This window comes from Flavobacterium pokkalii, from assembly GCF_014596575.1.
GTDB lineage: Bacteria > Bacteroidota > Bacteroidia > Flavobacteriales > Flavobacteriaceae > Flavobacterium > Flavobacterium pokkalii.
Map to the genome: position 1 here is coordinate 20,531 of NZ_NASZ01000013.1, position 20,329 is coordinate 40,859.

Sequence of the window (20,329 nt, forward strand, 5' to 3'; positions counted from 1 at the left end):
TAGTAGTTCAATCTTCAAAAATGCAGTTCGTCGGAAAAATGTTTTTTCAAATGACTTGGTTTAGTTCATTTGCCTAAAATAATTAAACCAACCAAATAACTATGAAAAAACTAATCGCATTAATTCTCATTTTGGTAGTTACAAGTTCTATTTTTGTTTCTAAAAATGACACATCTTTAAATATAAATATAGCAAACGATAAAAGTAAAAATCCCAATCAATACAATAAAAATTGGGAATATGTAAAAGATCGATTGTTTGATGGAGAAACTGAAATAGTATATAAGCGTGAAGGGCCAATACTTATATCGCTAAAATATGCTTCAAAACAAGATAGCCTGATTGTAAACGAAATTATTCGGGAATTACGAACGGTTATTCCAAATAAAACCATTGATTACTTTGATAATTTTACCGGAGTATCTGTTGATATTGCTTTTCGTAATGGTTATAACGAAAAATACAAGGGAATCTCTTTATGGGATTTATTAAGATCAACAACTGAGTTGGGTTTTTACAAAAGTTCAGGAGTTGACAATAGACTTGAATCTGAAAAACACATATGGTACCTTATGCCTCCTAAGGTAGATTCTGAAAGAAATATAGATTATCGATTGCCAAATGAAATTGGGACAATAACAAGAGAAGTTTTTGATTCAAAATCACAAAATATTTATAAGCCGATTTCTATTTCTTTTGACATCAATAAAGAGATATCTTATAATGAAAGAAAAACATACATTCAATATGAATTATTAAGGTCGCTTTGTTATATTCAAGATGCTAATTTTATTCCTGTCGTCTATGGGAAAGAGAATGTCAATAGTGTTTTTAGGTCTGCACGAGACAATCCGGAAAATTCAAAATTTACAGATAGTGATAAATTTTTATTGCAAAAACTTTATTCAGATGACTTTATAGAGCAATTTGAAACCTATATGTATGCCAATTATCCTTGGCGTTATGCCAGTAGTTTTACCAATAAAAAAATGCATGAATTTAAGGTTTGGGGAATTATTATTGGTGAAGGTATTATTGTTTTTATTTTAATGTTTAGCTTTTTTCAAAACAGAAAATTTAGGTATAATTATCTTAATTACTTATTTTCAATTTTCATTATACTAATGGCTTTTATAAGTTTTAGTAATTTTCATAAATTGATGACAGATTTTAGAGTTTTTGTTAGTTGGTGGAATGCACTTTTCTCGCTCTTGGTGGCTCCGATTTTATTTGCTCTGTTAATTTCCTTTGTGTTATGGGGATTAGAAAAAATTAGTTTAAAAAGAAACGAAAGTTTTAGCTATCAATTGATTATCAAAGTAATTTTTACATTTATTTCTTTTATAGCACCACTTACTTTAATATTTTTAGAATCAGATAGAGAAGGATTTTTTGAATTTATTTTGCCTTATGTTTTTTTCTCAGCTGCATTGGCAATTGGTAGGGGATTGTTGTTGTATTTGAATCATTTTTCAGCATCTTTGGTTAAAGAAAAAGACGTTGAATTAAGTCGTTTGAGGGAAGCCAAAGCAGAAGCTGAGTTCAAAACATTGCAATCACAAATCAATCCGCATTTTTTGTATAATGCGTTAAATTCAATAGCCGGTTTAGCACATATTGATGCAGATAAAACCGAAAAAATGGCTTTGTCCTTGTCGGATTTGTTCAGGCATAGCATCAATCGAAAAGGGGCAAAAGTAAATACCTTGGGTGATGAGTTAAGTTTGGTTCAAAATTATTTGGAAATTGAACAAATCCGTTTTGGCGACCGATTAGATTTTAGTATTGATGTTGATGCTGAATTGTTAACTATAGAAATTCCAAGGTTTATATTGCAGCCTTTGGTAGAAAATGCCATCAAACACGGAATTTCTAAAATTGAAGGACATGGAAAAATATTGCTGAAAGTAAGTAAGAAAGATAATGGTATTTTGATTTCAGTACAAGATAACGGTCCCAATTTTCCGGAAGGATTAGTCAGTGGTCATGGATTACAAACAGTTTATGATTTGCTGAAATTTAGCTATGCAGAAAAAGCTGAAATGAGTTGGCACAATGAACCTCAAAAAGAAATTATAATTCGTATAAATGCTATTTTATAATGAAAAGTCAAGCGTATTCCTCTTTGATTATAGATGACGAACCGCCTGCAAGAGCTCGTTTACAAAAATTACTGGAGCATTTTCCGGAGACTTTTAGGGTGTTAGACGAAGCTAAAAATGGAATTGAAGCCGTTGAGAAAATCAATAAATTCAAGCCGGATGTAATCTTTCTGGATATTGAAATGCCAGGATTGAACGGTTTTGAATTATTGGAGCGTTTGGAGAAAATTCCCATTGTGATTTTTTGTACTGCTTTCGATCAATATTCTTTGAAAGCTTTTGAAACCAATAGTATTGATTATTTGTTGAAACCGGTTCGCTTGGAGCGTTTGCAACAAACGGTTGAGAAATTGAGTAGTTTGAAAACGAATCTTTCTTCATCTGATATTATGTCGGTTTTGAAGGCTTTTTATGAGCAAAAAGAAGAAAAAAAGATGACTTCTATAACCATCAAAAAAGGGGAAAAACTTATTTTTATAAAATTGGATGAGGTTACTCATTTTGAAGCCGATGAAAAATATGTTACGGTTTATACCAACAAAGAAAACCATTTGATTGAGCAATCCTTATCTCAATTAGAATCGAAATTGCCACAGGAATTTATACGGGTACATCGTGCCGTAATTTTAAATAAAAATCTGGTGCAGGAAGTTCAAAAGTACTTTAATAGTCGTTTTGTGATTACGTTGAATAACAATAGAAAGACCAGTATTACTTCTGGAAGGAGTTATAATACGGCTATTAAAGATTGGATTGGGATTTAAGAATTTAATCAAACTCGACAGATATTTAAAAATCTGTCGAGTTTGTATTTTCAAATAATTTACCCAAATAGCATACTGGCTACATCTTCAATTTTGGCGACTAGTTCAATTTTAATCCCTGTATTTTTTAAGGCAATTTTATTGTATTTCGAAACAAAAATGGTTGAGAATCCCAGTTTTTCGGCTTCCTGAATGCGCTGATCGACACGGTTCACGGGGCGTATTTCTCCTGAAAGTCCAACTTCACCGGCAAAACAAAAACCTTTGTCCACCGGAATGTCTTCATTGGAAGATAAAATTGCAGCTACGACAGCCAAATCAATTGCCGGATCATCAACTGAAATTCCTCCCGTTACATTCAGGAAAACGTCTTTCGCACCGAGTCTGAATCCGGCTCTTTTTTCTAAAACAGCAAGAATCATGTTCAGTCTTTTGGCATTGTAACCCGTGGTGCTGCGTTGCGGTGTTCCGTAAACTGCTGTACTCACTAAAGATTGAATTTCTATCATCAACGGGCGCATGCCTTCGAGAGTGGTGGCAATGGCCGTTCCGGATAATTCTTCGTCTTTGTGTGAAATCAATATTTCGGAGGGATTCGAAACTTCACGTAATCCGCTGCCCAGCATTTCGTAAATACCAATTTCGGAAGTAGAACCAAAACGATTTTTTAACGAACGAAGGATTCGGTAAATGTGATTTCGATCGCCTTCAAATTGCAAAACGGTATCAACCATGTGTTCCAAAATCTTTGGACCGGCAATATTTCCGTCTTTGGTAATGTGACCAATAAGAATGACCGGAATGTTAGTTTCTTTGGCAAACTTAATCAGTTCGGCAGTAGTTTCTCTGATTTGCGAAATGCTTCCCGCTGTCGATTCAATATAATCGGTATGCAGGGTTTGAATCGAATCGATAATGACGATTTCGGGTTCAATGGTTTCAATTTGTTTGAAGATATTTTGGGTTTTGGTTTCTGTCAGAATGTAGCAATTATCGTTGCTTGGCGTAATCCTTTCCGCGCGCATTTTTATTTGTTTCTGACTTTCCTCACCCGAAACATATAGGGTTTTATAAGGTAGTTTTAAGGAAATTTGGAGTAAAAGGGTACTTTTTCCAATTCCGGGTTCACCGCCTAAAAGTGTCAGAGAGCCGGGAACAATTCCGCCACCCAATACCCGATTCAATTCGGCATCTGTAGTATCCATTCGAATTTCCTGGGTCGAATCGATTTCGGTAATTTTTAAAGGTTTTGGCGCTCTGTTAGCGGGTGTTGGTTCGCTTTTCCAGGCTACCTTGTCTTGTTTTTGAATGATTTCTTCGGCAATGGTATTCCATTCTTTGCAGGCGTTGCATTGCCCTTGCCATTTGGCATAAGAAGTTCCGCAACTCTGGCAGAAAAAAGAGGTTTTAACTTTCGACATTATTATTTAACGGTTAAACTTTTCATATCATCGTACTTGTTGTACATCATTTCTTTGGTCAAATTGCCAATTTCTTCTAATTGAGAAGCACGTTGGTATTTTTGGGCGGCTCTTTTAGCATCGCCTGTTTTTTCATACATCAACCCCAATTCGTAATCGGCAAGCATGGTTTTTGGATAATTTTTATTGGCTAATTGTGCTAGTTTTTCCAATTCGTCGTAGGCTTTGTTTTTTAAAATAGCAGCTTCGATGGCTTTGAAATCATTAATTCGGATAGGAACCTGTAAGCCTAGTTTTTCTGTAGTGTTGTCGTATTTTTTAGTCAAATAATCCACGTATCCTGAAGGCAAAATAGCGATTTTTTCGGTGAATTCGGTTGAAGAAATTGGTTTGTAGCTATCGAAAATCTGATACAAAGCGTTTGGAATGGAAAATAGAACTAACGAATAATGCGAAGCATTGTTGAATTTGTCGTATTGGTAATTGATTAAAGGGTTGTTGGCTGCCGCCGCTTTGATATTGCTGTCCAATTCTTCAATGGGTTGCCGTAATTGTTTAATATCGCCGTCAGCAGAAGACTGATAGTAAAACAGATTTTTTTTGGTATTGGTCAAAGTGGTGGTAATCTGATTGCCCATTCCAGGGGCGAGTTCCGGACTTAAGGAAATATAAGCGTTGAAAAACGGATTTTCTTTGTACAAAAAGAAATTTAAAAATCCGGCAGTGGTGTCGTGTCCGGCAATGATTCGGAAAGGAGCTGTGCGGTATTTTTTTTCGACAAAAGGCATTAGTTCTTCTCCAATAAAATTATAAAATGCTGCCGATCTTTTGGTTGGCATTCCTTCAACTTCATCGATGCCGCAATCGCTCATGCGGCTGCTTTTTTGTTTGATGCCGATGATGATAATTTCCGGCAAATCGTCCCAGTATTCACCATAATCCAGTGCGCCCTGAAACGGATTCATCAAATAATCACCGTCCAATAATAATAAAACGGGATATCTTTTGGCAGGGTTTGTTTCGTAAGAAGGAGGGAGGCTCACGAGAATTTCACGGGTTTCAGCCAGTTTGGTCGATTTGATTAATTCGGTTTTTTGTTGTGCAAATAATGAAATCGTAAGAAAGAATAAAAGTAGAGCTTGCTTCATAATTTGGAGATTTAGGTTGGAATGCAATCGGTACAGCAAGATACTAATTTTTGATGAAAGTAAAATAAAGACTATAAAAACAAGAAGCGTTTCTTTTGGAAACGCTTCGAAATTAATTTTTTTGAATTTTCATTTATGTTAATGAATTGTTTTTTTCATTTGGAAAAATAATCCATGGTTTGAAAGTTTTGGCTTCTTCAAAGTCCATCGAAGCATACGAAATAATGATGATAATGTCATCTCTCTGTACTTTTCTGGCTGCCGGACCGTTAAGTGTGATTTCGCCGGAATTTCTTTCTCCTTTTATGGCATAAGTGTCAAAACGTTCTCCGTTGTTGATGTTAACAATAGAAACTTTTTCTCCTTCAATGATATTAGAGGCTTCTAATAAGGTTTCATCGATGGTAATACTGCCAATATAATTTAAATCGGCTCCTGTTACTTTTACCCGATGAATTTTCGATTTTAAAACTTGAATTTGCATGGTGCAAAAGTAAATTATTTTAATGAAATGGTATCAATTAAACGAATATTATTAACAAATACGGCAATAAATGCGCGATAATTTTTATCTTTTAATTTTGCTTCACAAGGGGTCAGTGTTTCTTCGTTGGCGATTTCAAAGTATTCTAAATCAAACATTTCGTTTGTTTTGAAAGTTTTTTCAACCCATTGTTTTACTTCCTCGCAGTTTTGGGTTTTGAATTTTTCTTTGGCTGCTGTCAGTATTTTATAAATCACAGCTGCCTGTTCTCTTTCGGTTGCCGAAAGACGCTCGTTTCGGGAGCTCATGGCGAGTCCGTTAGCTTCTCTAAAAATAGGACAACCGATGATATTGACTTTCAAATGGTTTTTGTGAACCATTTTTTTGACAATTTGTAATTGCTGAAAATCTTTTTCTCCAAAATAAGCATTTGTTGGAGTTACAATTTCAAATAGACGTTTTACAATAGTTCCTACACCGTTAAAATGTCCGGGTCTGAACTTGCCTTCCATTTGGTTTTCCAATCCGTCAAAATCAAAATCCTGTGAAGTGACATTGCCTTCGTAAATATCTTCGACAGATGGTGCATAAACAATAATGTTTGGGTCTAAAGAAGCTATTTTTTGAGTGTCTGCTTCCAGAGTTCTTGGGTATTTTTCCAGGTCTTCCGGATTGTTAAACTGAGTAGGATTGACAAAAATACTCACTACAGTATGTTGGTTTTCTGTTAGTGATTGTTGCATTAAGGAAAGGTGTCCCTGATGTAAGGCACCCATTGTAGGAACAAAACCAATAGTGGAATTTGACGTTTTAACAGAATTTAAAAATTCGGTCAAAGTTGCTTTTCCATAGAAAATAGGCATGATCGTTTTATTAAAATTGAGTGCAAACATAATATATTAGTTAATAACTGCATAAAATTTTGTAATTTTGCATGGTTTTTATTACCAACATAACTAACTAAATTACAATATGAAAGATAAGAGGATATTATATGTATCATCTGAAGTGGTGCCGTATTTGGCTGAAAATGAGGTTTCTTTAATGTCTTATGATGTGCCTAAAATGGTCAATGATCAGGGGGGGCAAATTCGAATTTTTATGCCGAGATATGGTAATATTAATGAAAGAAGACATCAATTACACGAAGTTATTCGTCTTTCCGGAATGAATTTGGTAGTAAATGACTTAGATATGCCATTGATTATTAAGGTAGCATCTATTCCAAAAGAAAGAATTCAGGTATATTTTATTGATAATGACGAATATTTTAAAAGAAAAGCCACATTTGCTGATGAAGACGGAAAATTATATCCGGATAATGACGAGCGGGCTATCTTTTTTGCAAAAGGTGTCGTTGAAACGGTAAAAAAATTAAACTGGGTTCCTGATATTATTCACGTTCACGGTTGGATGGCAGCGATGTTACCAGTGTATATGAAGCATTTTTATAAAAATGAAGCTTTGTTTTCGGATACAAAGATTGTGACTTCGGTTTATGGTCAGTCTTTTGACGGGACTTTGGATGTTGAAATGATTAATAAAGTTAAAATGGATGGTGTGCCTCAGGAAGCGGTTGATATGCTTTCGACTCCTGATTATGAGAATATTATTAAAGCTACCGTAATGCACTCAGATGCGGTAATTGTGGCTTCATCAAATCTTAGTTCAAGTTTAACAAAATTTATTGAAACTTCCGGTAAACCTTTTTTACCTTACGTCCCTAAAGATGCTTTCGCTGACGCGTACAGCAATTTTTATAAAGAAATGCTTTAACCCTCAATTTTTAGGTATTTAATATGCGTAATACTTCTTCTTTTTTTAAGATCATTCTATTATTTGTAACTATTGTTTTTCTGGCATCCTGTGATAAAGACTATAACTCCATTGGGGGCGATTTAATTGGCGATGAACATTTTGGTTTGGAAAGCGAAAGTTATAATGTGCTTTCATATAATCAAAAAGTCGGGGCAGTACAGTCCAGTAATTTGCCGGTTAATGCTTTAGGTGTTTATGAAGACGCTGTTTTTGGGACTACTACGGCAAGTTTTGTGACTCAGGTCGTTTTGAATTCTCCTAATCCAACAATAGATATGAGTCTGAATCCTTTGGTTGATAATGTAGTTTTGTCAATTCCTTATTTTAGTCATATTGATTACAACGCAGTGAATGAGGTTGAAGGAGATAATACTTATATTTTGGATTCTATTTATGGTCCAGAAACAGGGAAAATAAAATTAAGTATCTATGAGAGTGGTTATTTTATGAGAGATTTAGATCCTGCAACGGGTTTTTTAGAGGCGCAAAAATATTATTCTAATCAAGGAAGTGACTTTGATGGCTTGAAAAAATCGACATTGTTGAATGATAGTATAGTTTCTCAAAATGAGGAATTTTTCTTTGATGGAAATGAAATAAGAAAAACTACCACAACTACAACAGATGGTGTAGAAACAAAAACGACAACGCGTACAGCTCCTGCTATGCAATTGGCTTTGAATAAAAGTTATTTTCAAACAAGAATTATTGATGCGGCAGCATCTGGTGTATTGGTTACTAATGATGTTTTTAAAAATTATTTTAGAGGATTGTATTTTAAGGTAGAAAAGAATGCTTCTTATCCAGGGCGTTTGGCTATGATGAATTTTAAAACAGGTACGGTTACTATTAATTATAAAGAAGATTACCATTATACTGAAAAAGACGAGAGTGGTAATAATGTTGATAAGGTTAAAAGAGTTCTTAAATCTATTGTCCTTAATTTGACTGGTAATACTGTAAATTTGTTATCAAATAGTAATAATACAACTTATGAAACCGTTGTTAACAATCCGAATACGACTTCGGGAGATGAAAAGTTGTATTTAAAAGGAGGAGAAGGGGCAATGGCTGTTTTAGATCTTTTTGATAAGGCGGATGTTTTAAGTTATGATGAAAACGGGAATGAAGTTTCCGTTGCTAATGGAGTTCCGGATCAATTGGACGAATTAAGACGTAAAGATCCTGTAACTGGAAAGAAAAAGTTAGTGAATGAAGCTAATTTAGTTTTTCATATGGATCATACGGCGATGGGAACAAATAGAATACCAAGCAGAGTTTATTTGTATGACTTGACGAATGCGACTACGGTTTTGGATTATTTGTATGATGGAACAACCGGAACAAATGCTAAAAACGGATTGTTGATTTACAGTGGATTGTTAGATAAAACGAAAACAAGCGATTACACTTATAAAATCAGAATTACGAATCATATTAAAAACTTAATAAGAAATGCTGATTCCACCAATGTGAAATTAGGAGTGGTAGTTACTGAAGATATTAATAACAGTGCCATGAATAAGTTGCGTACATCAGTAGTCTTACCGGATGGGACGCCAAGCGGAACAGTATTGTCTAAAGTGCCTCAGGCTTCGGTGATGAGTCCGATGGGAGTGGTGCTGCACGGTGGAAACTCTTCTGTTCCGGATGATAAAAGATTAAAATTAGAAATATATTACACAAAACCGAATTAATAGAATTATATGTGTGGAATAGTTGGTTATATAGGTCATAGAGAGGCTTATCCTATTGTTATCAAAGGTTTGAAAAGACTGGAGTATCGTGGCTATGATAGTGCCGGAGTAATGGTTTATGATGGTTCGATTAAAGTTTGTAAAACCAAAGGAAAGGTAGCCAGTCTGGAAGAATTAGCTGCAAAACAAATTAGTACCAACGGAACAATTGGAATTGGACACACCCGATGGGCAACTCATGGGGTTCCGAATGACGTGAACTCGCATCCGCATCTTTCTAATTCCGGTGAATTAGCTATTGTTCACAACGGAATTATAGAGAATTATGCTCCTTTAAAAGAAGAGTTAATCAAGCGTGGTTATGTTTTTCATTCGGATACGGATACCGAAGTATTGGTCAATTTGATTGAAGAAGTTCAGAAGAAAGAAAAAATAAAATTAGGAAAAGCGGTTCAATTGGCATTAAATCAGGTGGTTGGTGCTTATGCGATTGCTGTTTTTGATACTAAAAATCCGGATGAAATTGTGGCGGCTCGTTTGGGAAGTCCTTTGGCAATCGGAGTTGGAGAAGAAGAGTATTTTATTGCTTCGGATGCTTCGCCTTTTATTGAATATACTTCTAATGCGGTTTATTTGGAAGATGGAGAAATGGCTAATATTAGTTTGAAAAAGCCAATCAAAATCAGAAAAATTAAAGATGATAGTTTGGTGGATCCTTATATTCAGGAGCTTCAGATGAATTTGGAGCAAATTGAAAAAGGAGGTTTCGATCATTTTATGCTAAAAGAAATCTACGAACAACCAAGTGTTATTAAAGATACTTATAGAGGACGTTTGCATGCTGATAAAGGGATTATTCAGATGTCAGGAGTGGAAGATCATTTAGAGAAATTCCTGAATGCCGACAGAATTATCGTTGTTGCCTGCGGAACTTCCTGGCATGCCGGTTTGGTAGCAGAATATATTATCGAGGAATTTGCAAGAATTTCGGTAGAAGTAGAATATGCTTCTGAATTTAGATATAGAAATCCAATTATTAAGAGTACGGACGTGGTTATTGCAATTTCGCAATCAGGTGAAACTGCCGATACTATGGCGGCTATTAAGTTGGCTAAAGAGCAAGGTGCTTTTGTTTTCGGAGTTTGTAATGTAGTTGGTTCTTCGATTTCCAGAGAGTCTCACGCAGGAGCTTATACGCATGCCGGACCTGAAATTGGAGTGGCTTCAACAAAGGCTTTTACTACTCAAATTACAGTATTGACCATGTTGGCACTGCGTTTGGCAAAAGCCAAAGGAACGTTGTCGCATTCTGATTTCCACAGGTATTTGTTGGAGTTAGAATTGATCCCTGAGAAAGTAAAAGAAGCTTTGGGGACTATCGATAGAGCCAAAGAAATTGCAGCTGCTTTCAAAGATGCGCCAAATTGTTTGTATCTAGGACGTGGTTATAATTTCCCGGTTGCTTTAGAAGGAGCTTTAAAATTAAAAGAGATCTCTTATATTCATGCAGAAGGTTATCCGGCTGCGGAAATGAAACACGGGCCGATTGCTTTGATTGATGAGCAGATGCCGGTGGTTATTATTGCACCGAAACAAGGGCATTATGATAAAATTGTAAGTAATATTCAGGAAATTAAATCCAGAAGCGGAAAAATTATTGCTGTGGTAACTAAAGGAGATACTCAGGTTAGGGAATTAGCCGATTATATCATAGAAATTCCGGAAACTTCGGATGCGTTGTCGCCTTTGATTACAACAATTCCATTGCAGTTATTGTCTTATTATATTGCAGTTTACAGAGATTGTAATGTAGATCAACCACGTAACCTGGCTAAATCAGTAACGGTAGAATAGTTTATATAAAAACATATTTTTTAGAAAAGCGGGATGAAAGTCTCGCTTTTTTTTGTTTGTAATTTTAGGTAAACAAGCAGGTTATCAATGGTGTTGAATTGGTAATTTGATAATGGAAGTTGGTTTTTTTGGTTGAATTTTTAAAAAGAGGGCTTTATATTATTATTTTGTTAAAATTAGTATTATTTTAGTAGTCCAAATCATAAACTTAACCAATTATGAAAGCTTATCTATTTTTCTCGTTTCTGTTTTTTTGTAGCGTAAATTTTGCTCAAAATACAGTTGAAGGTTCAATTGTTGAAAAGAACAATTTGCCAGTTGTAGGTGCTAATATTCGTGTTGTTGGTGAAACTGCTGCGACAGTAACTGACAGCGATGGAAAGTTTCTTTTAAGTACGTCTTTGCGTTTTCCTTATGAACTTGAGGTAAGTAGTGTAGGTTTTAAAACCAAAAAAATTACGATAACTTCTAAAAAACAGTTGATCGGGATTTTTCTTGAAGAAGAGCAAAATGTGTTGGATGAAATTGTAGTTTCGGCTTCCAGAACTCCGGAACGGATTTTTGAATCGCCGGTTACTATTGAAAGAATGGGGATTTCGGATGTGAAGAAAACGGCTTCGGCAACTTTTTATGACGGTTTGGAAAATCTGAAAGAAGTACAAATGAATACCAGTAGTTTGACTTTTAAATCGATTAATACCCGTGGTTTTGCTACGGTAGCTAATACTCGTTTTATGCAATTGGTGGATGGCATGGATAATTCTTCTCCTTTATTGAATTTTGTTCTGGGAAATATGGTTGGTATTTCTGAAATCGATGTGCAAAGTGTCGAATTGTTACCTGGAGCTTCTTCGGCTTTGTATGGGGCGAATGCATTTAACGGAATTCTGTTTATGAATAGCAAGAGTCCGTTTAATTATCAGGGAATTACCGCTTATGCAAAATACGGACAAACGAGTCAAAAAGCGGCCAGAACTAATGATTTTGTAGATTATGGGATTCGAATGGCGCATGCCTTTGATAAACATTTTGCTGCCAAAGCTAATTTTGCTTACATGAGAGGTACAGATTGGTATGCGACAGATTATAGAGATAGATTTGTGGATGGAAGAGATAGAACAAGCCCTAATTATGATGGAACGAATGTTTATGGTGATGAGGTGAGTACCAATATTTATAATGTAGGACAAAAAATGATTACGAGCGGTGCCTGGGCAATGACAGGTTTGCCGGATAGTTTTGCGGAATATTTGCCTAAGGAAAATGTGTCGAGAACCGGATATAACGAAGTCGATTTAACCGATAATAAAGCCAGTAACACTAAAATTGATTTGGCACTTCATTTCAGACCTTTTGGGAATGAGAATTTTGAAATTATCTGGTTGAGTAAGTTTGGTTTTGGGAATGCCGTTTATCAGGGAGCGAATCGTTATTATTTGAATAACTTTTTTATGCAACAACATAAATTAGAATTCAAAGGGAAGAACTTTTTTCTAAGAGGGTATACCACTTCTGAAGATGGAGGGAATTCCTATGATATGCTTTTTACAGGGATTAATGTAAACAGAGCATGGAAATCGGATGAAACCTGGTTTGGGACTTATGCAGCAAATTATGCCGGGGTTTATGGGAATCCGGCGAGTCCTTTGTATAATAATGCTGCCGGCGCACATGTTTATGCGAGAGCTCAGGCTGATGTAGGTAGATTGATGCCGGGAACTGCGGCTTTTAAAGCGGCTTTTAATAGTGTTATTGCTGAACCGGATGTTTTGACGGGCTCGAGATTAGTAGATAATTCTAAAATTTATCATTCGGATGCAAATTATAATTTTAAAGATTTAATCCAATTTGCTGAAATTCAAATTGGAGGTTCGTTTAGAGAATATCAGTTGAATTCTCACGGAAGAATTTATACGGACGACAATGGGCCAATTCATTATAATGAGTACGGCGCTTATACACAATTGATGAAAAAGTTTATGGAGGAGCGTTTGAAATTTACAGGTTCCATACGTTATGATAAATCGCAAAATTTTGATGGGAATTTTTCGCCAAGACTTTCATTGGTTTACGCAGCTGGTGAAAATAAACAGCATAATTTCAGAGCTTCGTTTCAAACCGGTTTTAGAAACCCGACAACGCAGGATCAATATATAGGTTTTAATATTGGAAATGCAGTTTTAATTGGTTCAGCTCCGGATAATTTATCTAGATATTCGGAAACATTACCGGTTAGTACAGCTGCCGGGCAGTCTTACGCCGGTGGGACTTCGGCTATTATGACGGGAAATGAGGCTTATAATAATTCGTATACCGCAAGTTCGGTGCAGGCTTTTGAAGCTTTTGCTGCTGCTAATCCCGGAAATAAACCCGGAGCTGCTGCATTATTGCGAAAAACAGCCATTAATTATGTGAAGCCAGAAGAAGTGAAGGCATTTGAATTGGGTTATCGTTCTAGGGTTAAAGAGGTGATAATTGATGTTAGTGCTTATTATAACATTTATAATAATTTTATAGGAAATGTAAATGCTGTTGCGCCTTTGTATGGTAAGGCGTCTAATACTTTTGATTTTGCTTCCGGAGCGCCTACTTATGGTACAAATCCTGAAGTGCAGTCTTTACACGCTTTGGCAAATGGTAATTATCGCATTTATCAGTTGTATACCAATACGAATGTAGAAATTAAATCATTTGGATTGGGTGTTGGGCTTTCGCGAAAAGTTTATAAAAATTTCGAATTAGGAATGAATTACAATTATGCTGAGTTTGATTTTGATCAGGCAAAAGATCCAAGTTTTGAAGCTGGCTTTAATACACCGAAACATAGAGCGAAAATTTCTTTAGGCAATGAAGAATTATTTAAAAATTTTGGATTTAACATCAGCGGTCGATGGAATTCTGATTATAAGTGGGAATCTTCAATGATTGATGGTATGGTAAAATCGGCTACGGTTGTCGATGCTCAAATGAATTACAGAATCCCTTCACTTAAATCGACTTTAAAAGTTGCGGCTTCTAATATTGGAGGAAAAGAGTATATGCAGGTTTTAGGAGCGGGATTAATCGGGCAGCAGTATTTTGTTTCCTGGACGGTAAATCCGTAGTTTTTGGAGGGTTTGGAAAAACCAAATTTCTATATTTTTTGAAAAAATTGATAATTGTTCCAAAATCATATCTGATTGTTTTAAGGTAATATGGCTTTCAGAAGCGGTTTTTAAAGCGGTTTTTAGGGATGGTTTTATTTTTTTATGTTTTTTAAATAAAATTGTTGATTTTTTATTTTAAAAAATTATCTTTGCGCTCTGAAAAAACACCTAAACAGTAAATTTTAAAGGTGTGTATTTCATAAACCTAAATAGCTGTTTAATAAATACATAAGTAATGTCTAGAGTAATAGGAAAAGTTGCCCAAATCATTGGCCCGGTAGTTGACGTTGTTTTCAACGGTAAGGATGTTGAACTTCCAAAAATTTATGATTCATTAGAAATCGTAAAAAAAGATGGTACTAAATTAATCCTAGAAGTACAATCTCACATTGGTGAAAATACTGTTCGTACCATTTCGATGGATTCAACAGATGGTTTGAGCAGAGGTTATGAAGTAATAGGAACAGGAAATCCTATTCAAATGCCGATTGGAGCAGATGTTTACGGACGTTTATTTAACGTTGTTGGGGATGCTATCGATGGTTTACCAGAATTACCTAAAACAGGTGAGAACGGAATGTCAATCCACCGTCAGGCTCCTAAATTTGAAGATTTATCTACATCTTCTGAAGTTTTATTTACAGGTATTAAAGTAATCGATTTGATTGAGCCTTATGCAAAAGGAGGTAAAATTGGATTGTTCGGTGGTGCCGGAGTAGGTAAAACAGTATTGATTCAGGAGTTGATTAACAATATTGCAAAAGGTCACGGTGGTCTTTCAGTATTCGCTGGAGTAGGTGAAAGAACACGTGAAGGAAATGACTTGCTTCGTGAGATGTTGGAGTCAGGAATTATTAAATACGGTGAGGAATTCATGCACTCTATGGAAAATGGAGGATGGGATTTGTCTAAAGTAGATTTGCCAGGAATGAGAGAGTCTAAGGCTACTTTCGTTTTCGGACAAATGAATGAGCCACCAGGAGCTCGTGCTCGTGTAGCACTTTCTGGATTATCTATTGCTGAGTATTTCCGTGATGGAGCTGGATCAGACCAAGGAAAAGATGTATTATTCTTCGTTGATAACATCTTCCGTTTTACACAAGCAGGTTCTGAAGTATCTGCTCTTTTAGGACGTATGCCATCTGCGGTAGGTTACCAACCAACATTGGCAACTGAAATGGGTGCGATGCAAGAGCGTATTACTTCTACAAACAAAGGATCTATTACATCTGTACAAGCGGTTTACGTACCTGCGGATGACTTAACTGACCCTGCGCCAGCTACAACTTTCGCGCACTTAGATGCTACAACGGTATTGTCTCGTAAAATTGCTGAGTTGGGTATTTACCCAGCGGTAGATCCACTAGATTCTACTTCTCGTATTTTAACTCCACATATCTTGGGTGACGATCACTACAACTGTGCTCAAAGAGTAAAAGAGATTCTTCAAAAATACAAGCAATTACAAGATATCATCGCCATCTTAGGTATGGAAGAGTTGTCTGAAGAAGATAAATTAGCGGTATCTAGAGCACGTCGTGTTCAACGTTTCTTGTCTCAGCCATTCCACGTAGCAGAGCAGTTTACAGGTATCCCAGGAGTATTAGTTGATATCAAAGATACTATCAAAGGATTTAATATGATTATTGACGGTGAATTGGATCACTTGCCAGAATCAGCATTCAACCTTAAAGGGACTATCGAAGAAGCTATCGAAGCTGGGGAAAAAATGTTAGCGGAAGCGTAAAATCAGTAAGCAGTTTTCAGTTGGCAGTTTTCAGACTTCTAACTTCTAACTTCTAACTTCTAACTCAAAAAATATGATTTTAGAAATAGTATCACCAGAAGCATCTTTGTTTAAAGGAGAAATCACATCAATCACTTTGCCGGGTGTGGATGGTAGTTTTCAGATATTAAACAATCACGCTCCAATAGTTTCCTTACTTCAAAAAGGAACTGTAAAAATTACAGCTCCTAGTTTTAAGTTCAACAAAGAAACAGCAGCATTGTTTACTAAAGTAAATGATCAAAACTATACGTTGGCTATTTCTTCAGGAACTATTGAAATGAAAGACAATAAAGTAATTGTTTTAGCCGACTAAGACAATCAAGGTTAATATAAAAACGTCAAGCATTGCTTGGCGTTTTTTTTTACTTTTGTTTTTATGAAAAAATTACCCAACAATCTTAAAGCAAAGTTAGAGGCTAGAATAAAAAACAATGCCTTGCGGCAGTTGCCAAAACCTAATGGTTTAATCGATTTTGCTTCCAATGATTATCTTGGTTTTTCAAAATCAGAGGCGATTTTTAATGCTGCGCATCAGTATTTATTAGCGAATAATTGTACCCAAAATGGCGCCACAGGTTCACGTTTAATATCTGGAAATCATCAAATATATCAAGAAGCAGAAAACTATATTGCTCAATTCCATCAATCGGAGGCGGCATTGATTTTTAATTCGGGATATGATGCTAATGTTGGGTTTTTTAGTTCGGTGCCGCAAAAAGGAGATTTGATACTTTATGACGAACTTTGTCATGCTTCCATTCGTGACGGTATTCAGCTATCAAATGCTAAATCATATAAGTTTAAGCACAATGATTTTGAAGACTTAGAAAGACTTATTTTACGGTCTAATGGTAACGAAATTATACCAAATGAAGCTGAAGTGCAACTCACAACTGTTTACATTGTTACTGAATCTGTTTTTTCAATGGATGGTGATTGCCCAAATATTGAAGAATTGCTTGCAGTTTCCGAAAAGTATGGTTGTTATGTTGTGGTTGATGAGGCGCATGCTTTGGGGGTTTTTGGTATTAATGGATCTGGATTGGTGCAGCAGTTTGCTCTACAAAACAAGGTTTTTGCTAGAATTGTGACCTTTGGAAAAGGATTGGGATGTCATGGTGCAGCAGTTGTAGGGAGTGAGGAATTAAGAGCATATTTGGTCAATTTTGCTCGTTCTTTTATATATACCACAGGGCTTTCGCCTCATTCAGTTGCGACAATTTTAGTTGCGTATCAGCAATTGGAAACCGAACAAAATGATGTTCATTTGTTGAGAGAAAATATCGTTCATTTTAATCAGCAAAAGAATTTGTTGGGTTTAAAACCGCTTTTTGTTAGATCTAAGTCAGCAATTCAAAGTGCGATTATTCCAGGGAATGATAAGGTAAAATCGATTGCTAATAAGCTTCAGGAAAAAGGATTTGATGTGAAACCGATACTTTCACCAACAGTTCCAGAAGGACAAGAGCGTTTGCGTTTTTGTTTGCATGCTTTTAATTCTAAAGAAGCCATTACTGAAGTTTTAACTTTGTTGAGTACTTTTGTTTTTTAGCCACGGATAATACGGATATAACTGATTTACACAGATGAAATATGGTAGACCTTTTGCATAAATCTATAACGGATTCAATTTTAAAAGTTTATTATGAGGTTTATAATGAACTCGGTTCAGGTTTTCTCGAAAAAGTGTATCAGAATGCGATGTATTTTGAATTGATTGCAAGGGGTTACAAGGTTGAAGCACAAAAGCAAATCAAAGTTTATTTTAAACAACAGCTTGTTGGGGAATACGTTGCAGATTTGTTAGTTGAAAATAAAGTTATAAACTTAAGGCTTGCGAATTACTTATGAATGTTCACGTGGCACAAACAATGAATTATTTAAAAGCTACAGAAATTGAAGTTGGCTTATTATTAAATTTCGGGGAAGAACCAGAATTTAAAAGGTTTATATATACAAATGATAGAAAAATAAATTTAAAAAATCAGTGATAATCCGTACTATCCGTATTATCCGTGGCTAAACATACATGAAATTATTTATAACAGGAATTGGTACCGATGTAGGTAAAACGATTGCTTCAGCAATAATAACGGAATCCTTAGAAGCAGATTATTGGAAACCTATTCAGGCGGGCGATTTAGAGACTTCTGACAGTCATAAAATAAAGGGATATTTATCAAATGATAAGACAGTAATCCATCCAAACAGTTATGCTTTAAATACACCGGCGAGTCCACATTTGGCAGCCGAATTGGATAATGTAATTATTGATTTGGAAAAAATTATCGAACCAGTTACAGCTAATCATCTTGTGGTGGAAGGTGCAGGAGGAATTTTTGTTCCGCTAAATGATACCGATTGTGTAGTTGATTTGATAAAACCCGATTATAAGGTGATTGTTGTTTCCCGACATTATTTAGGAAGTATCAATCATACATTGCTAACTATTGAAGCTTTAAAAGCCAGAAATACTGCCATTGCAGGAATTCTTTTTAATGGTAAAGAAAATGAATCTTCTGAATCTATTATTTTGAATAAAACAGGATTAAACTGTATTGGCAGAATTGACGAAGAACCTTATTTTGATCAAAATGTAATTCGGGAGTATGCCGATTTGTTTCGTGAGAAATTATTGAATTTATAACAGAGAATAGAGGGTAGAACAAAGAGAATAGACTTTCTTATCTTTGTTCAAAATTATAGCGTTTAGTCTTTATTCTAATCTCTATTTTCTATATTCTTAAAACATGACTTTAACAGAAAAAGACAGCCAATACCTTTGGCATCCTTATACCCAGCACAAAACCGCTCAAACTCCAATTGCAATAACCAGAGGGGAAGGCGCTTTGCTTTGGGATGAAAATAACAAACAATATATTGATGCAATAGCATCCTGGTGGGTGAATCCTTTTGGGCATTCCAATAAATTTATTGCCGATAAAATATACAAACAACTTACAACCTTAGAACATGTGCTATTTGGTGGTTTCACCCATGAGCCAGCTATTCAGGTTGCTGAGAAATTGATGAAATTATTGCCAGAAAATCAGCAAAAAATATTTTTTTCTGATAATGGCTCGACTTCAGTGGAAGTAGCAATCAAAGTAGCTTTGCAATTTTTTTATAACAAAGGGGAAAAACGAACCACGATTATTGCCTTTGAAGATGCCTTTCACGGTGATACTTTTGCGGCAATGGCTGCCAGCGGAATTTCCTTTTATACACAGGCTTTTCAGGGGATGTTTATTGATGTGGTACGTATTCCGGTTCCAATAAAAGGAAAGGAACAACTTAGTTTTGATACTTTAAGAAGAGTCATTTCAGAAAATAATTGTGCCGGATTTATTTTTGAACCTTTGGTACAAGGCGCCGCTGGAATGGTGATGTATGAGCCAGAAACTTTGGATGAGCTTATAAAAATTTGTCGAGAAAATAATGTGTTGACTATTGCCGATGAAGTAATGACGGGTTTTGGTAAGACCGGAAAAACCTTCGCAATGGATTATTGCGCTGAAATTCCAGATATGATGTGTTTGTCCAAGGCATTGACTGGAGGAACCATCCCGATGGCAATTACCACTTTTACTCAGGAAATATTTGAGGCTTTTTATGATGAAGATATCAATAAAGCCTTGTTTCACGGACATACTTTTACCGCCAATCCTACAGGTTGTGCAGCTGCTTTAGCCAGTTTTGAATTGTTGCAAACTCCTGAAATGCAAGCTAATTTGGTTCGCATCAATCAAAAGCATTTGGATTTTCAGGAATATATTAAAAAGCATCCAAAGGTTACGACGACCCGAGTTTTAGGTACTATTTTCGCCTTAGAAATAAAGAAAGAAAATGAAGAAACCTATTATGGAACAATGCGTACTAAGCTCTATAATTTCTTTATCGAAAATGGTGTTATTCTGCGTCCGGTAGGGAATATCGTTTATATCCTGCCTCCATATATCATCAGCGATGAGCAATTGGATAAAATATACGAAGTAGTCGAAAAAGCACTAGAAATAGTTTAAATTTGTCAAAAAAAATTTCAGCAAAGATTCACAAAGGAAGTTTAAAGTTCCGCTAAATTATTTTATTGATTTTGTGTGTCTCTG

The 20,329-nt window shown here is 35.5% G+C and carries 17 protein-coding genes; 13 read left to right on the top strand and 4 right to left on the bottom strand.

What is annotated here, in order from left to right; genetic code table 11:
• Positions 1 to 101: 101 nt before the first annotated feature.
• Both B6A10_RS09440 and B6A10_RS09445 read left to right on the top strand, forming a co-directional pair.
• Positions 102 to 2,102 carry a sensor histidine kinase gene (locus B6A10_RS09440; protein WP_188220686.1) on the top strand — a complete coding sequence of 667 codons (2,001 nt, stop codon included), beginning with the start codon at positions 102 to 104 and terminating at the stop codon, positions 2,100 to 2,102.
• The gene (locus B6A10_RS09445; RefSeq protein WP_188220687.1) at positions 2,102 to 2,866 is read left to right on the top strand and encodes a LytR/AlgR family response regulator transcription factor; all 765 of its coding nucleotides are present in this window, start codon (positions 2,102 to 2,104) and stop codon (positions 2,864 to 2,866) included. The genes B6A10_RS09440 and B6A10_RS09445 overlap by 1 nt, the downstream gene beginning before the upstream one ends.
• Positions 2,867 to 2,925: 59 nt before the next feature.
• On the opposite strand, the gene radA is transcribed toward B6A10_RS09445, so the two are convergent.
• The 4 genes from radA to panC form a co-directional block, all read right to left on the bottom strand.
• On the bottom strand, positions 2,926 to 4,287 hold the full coding sequence (radA, locus tag B6A10_RS09450) for a DNA repair protein RadA (RefSeq protein ID WP_188220688.1): 1,362 nt from the start codon (positions 4,285 to 4,287) through the stop codon (positions 2,926 to 2,928).
• A 2-nt stretch (positions 4,288 to 4,289) separates the two neighbouring features.
• A complete protein-coding gene (locus B6A10_RS09455) occupies positions 4,290 to 5,435 on the bottom strand; it encodes an alpha/beta hydrolase (RefSeq protein WP_188220689.1) in 1,146 nt (381 codons plus the stop codon).
• Positions 5,436 to 5,568: 133 nt separating this feature from the next.
• The gene (panD, locus tag B6A10_RS09460) at positions 5,569 to 5,919 is read right to left on the bottom strand and encodes an aspartate 1-decarboxylase (RefSeq protein ID WP_055094998.1); all 351 of its coding nucleotides are present in this window, start codon (positions 5,917 to 5,919) and stop codon (positions 5,569 to 5,571) included.
• A gap of 14 nt (positions 5,920 to 5,933) precedes the next feature.
• A complete protein-coding gene (panC, locus tag B6A10_RS09465) occupies positions 5,934 to 6,812 on the bottom strand; it encodes a pantoate--beta-alanine ligase (RefSeq protein WP_188220690.1) in 879 nt (292 codons plus the stop codon).
• Positions 6,813 to 6,891: 79 nt separating this feature from the next.
• Here panC and B6A10_RS09470 point away from each other — a divergent pair, with 79 nt between their 5' ends.
• The 11 genes from B6A10_RS09470 to bioA all read left to right on the top strand — a co-directional run bounded on the left by B6A10_RS09470 (position 6,892) and on the right by bioA (position 20,245).
• Complete coding sequence (locus tag B6A10_RS09470) at positions 6,892 to 7,695, top strand: glycogen/starch synthase (protein ID WP_055095002.1); 804 nt, start codon at positions 6,892 to 6,894, stop codon at positions 7,693 to 7,695.
• Between the two features lie 23 nt (positions 7,696 to 7,718).
• The gene (locus tag B6A10_RS09475; RefSeq protein WP_188220691.1) at positions 7,719 to 9,434 is read left to right on the top strand and encodes a DUF4270 domain-containing protein; all 1,716 of its coding nucleotides are present in this window, start codon (positions 7,719 to 7,721) and stop codon (positions 9,432 to 9,434) included.
• Between the two features lie 9 nt (positions 9,435 to 9,443).
• Complete coding sequence (gene glmS / locus B6A10_RS09480; RefSeq protein WP_188220692.1) at positions 9,444 to 11,288, top strand: glutamine--fructose-6-phosphate transaminase (isomerizing); 1,845 nt, start codon at positions 9,444 to 9,446, stop codon at positions 11,286 to 11,288.
• A 218-nt stretch (positions 11,289 to 11,506) separates the two neighbouring features.
• Positions 11,507 to 14,392, top strand: a complete 2,886-nt coding sequence (locus B6A10_RS09485; protein WP_188220693.1) for a TonB-dependent receptor — start codon at positions 11,507 to 11,509, stop codon at positions 14,390 to 14,392.
• A 277-nt stretch (positions 14,393 to 14,669) separates the two neighbouring features.
• On the top strand, positions 14,670 to 16,181 hold the full coding sequence (atpD, locus tag B6A10_RS09490) for a F0F1 ATP synthase subunit beta (RefSeq protein ID WP_026714342.1): 1,512 nt from the start codon (positions 14,670 to 14,672) through the stop codon (positions 16,179 to 16,181).
• Between the two features lie 73 nt (positions 16,182 to 16,254).
• Positions 16,255 to 16,536 carry a F0F1 ATP synthase subunit epsilon gene (locus B6A10_RS09495; protein ID WP_055095011.1) on the top strand — a complete coding sequence of 94 codons (282 nt, stop codon included), beginning with the start codon at positions 16,255 to 16,257 and terminating at the stop codon, positions 16,534 to 16,536.
• Between the two features lie 63 nt (positions 16,537 to 16,599).
• The gene (locus B6A10_RS09500; RefSeq protein WP_188220694.1) at positions 16,600 to 17,775 is read left to right on the top strand and encodes an aminotransferase class I/II-fold pyridoxal phosphate-dependent enzyme; all 1,176 of its coding nucleotides are present in this window, start codon (positions 16,600 to 16,602) and stop codon (positions 17,773 to 17,775) included.
• A 41-nt stretch (positions 17,776 to 17,816) separates the two neighbouring features.
• Complete coding sequence (locus tag B6A10_RS16395) at positions 17,817 to 18,074, top strand: GxxExxY protein (RefSeq protein WP_262891626.1); 258 nt, start codon at positions 17,817 to 17,819, stop codon at positions 18,072 to 18,074.
• 20 nt (positions 18,075 to 18,094) lie between these two features.
• Positions 18,095 to 18,214, top strand: a complete 120-nt coding sequence (locus B6A10_RS16400; protein ID WP_262891627.1) for a GxxExxY protein — start codon at positions 18,095 to 18,097, stop codon at positions 18,212 to 18,214.
• A gap of 38 nt (positions 18,215 to 18,252) precedes the next feature.
• Positions 18,253 to 18,870: a dethiobiotin synthase gene (gene bioD / locus B6A10_RS09510; RefSeq protein WP_188220695.1), complete on the top strand. Its 618-nt coding sequence runs from the start codon at positions 18,253 to 18,255 to the stop codon at positions 18,868 to 18,870.
• Between the two features lie 103 nt (positions 18,871 to 18,973).
• Entirely contained in the window at positions 18,974 to 20,245 is a 1,272-nt protein-coding gene (gene bioA / locus B6A10_RS09515) for an adenosylmethionine--8-amino-7-oxononanoate transaminase (protein ID WP_188220696.1), read from the top strand.
• The last annotated feature ends 84 nt before the right edge of the window (positions 20,246 to 20,329 follow it).